The 1,002-nt window shown below is 42.3% G+C and carries 1 protein-coding gene; it reads left to right on the top strand.

The features are described from left to right. A partial coding sequence (locus A3738_RS28960; RefSeq protein WP_068764030.1) for a GGDEF domain-containing protein occupies nucleotides 1-806 on the top strand: 806 nt, incomplete at its 5' end. Nucleotides 807-1,002 lie beyond the last annotated feature (196 nt).

Below are 1,002 nucleotides of genomic sequence, written 5' to 3'. Positions count from 1 at the left end.
GCAATAAAAACCTGTTCGAAGAATTTAAAGATCTTCCAGAAGATTGGCTAAGACAAAAAGTGAACACGGTATTTGCGTTAAAAAACCGTTCATTTATGACATGGGAACAACGTCCTTATCTATTTCAGTTCCCTAATTATCGACCAATTACCGGTACTGAGAAATTCATGTACCAAAACATCACCATATCACCGCTAGTTTCTTTGGACGGAAGCGTCAATCAAGCTGTAATCATTATTTACGATGTCACCGACATCGTAGCGAACCGTAAAGCTCTTGAAAAAGCCAACGATGAATTACAGATGCTTAGCCGCACAGATCGACTGACAGAACTCTACAATCGTGGCTATTGGGAAGAATGCCTTGTTCGAGAGTACGCCCGTTACACGCGTTATAAAACTGAATGTTCCGTTGTCATGCTAGATATCGATCACTTCAAAAAGGTGAATGACACCTACGGACATCAAGCCGGAGATGCTGTGATTCGTAAGGTCTCTTCGCTCGTACGTGACAATTTAAGAAAAACAGATATCGCTGGTCGATATGGCGGCGAAGAATTTGGAGTTATTCTTCAAAATACTGATTCAGATTCAGCCGTTTATTTTTGTGAACGCTTAAGAAAATCAGCCGAAAAATGTGTCGTGACGCATGACGGACAAGAAATCAAATTTACTATCAGCCTCGGTATTAGTCAGGCCGATCCGAACCTTATGGATTACAAAGCTTGGTTAGAGCAAGCAGACCACGCACTTTATGCAAGTAAGGAAGGCGGTCGAAATCAAACTTGGGTCTATTCAAAAGTCTGAGTACACTACGCGCTTTACCAACACTTATGGAAAAAGCGCTTGAACATCTGCCACGTTAATCTTGCTCGCGGCTTCAGCGGGGGCGAAAGCCAGACAATTTTGCTAATCAAAGAGCATCTTCGCCTTGGCTATCACGTTAACGTTGTCGCTAAAAAAAACTCCCCCTTTTCGAATGCATGTAAAGCATTGGAATGCT

Source organism: Oleiphilus sp. HI0066 (assembly GCF_001635725.1).
Note: the sequence above shows the minus strand (reverse complement) of the source record. Positions and strands in the feature narration are given on the sequence as shown.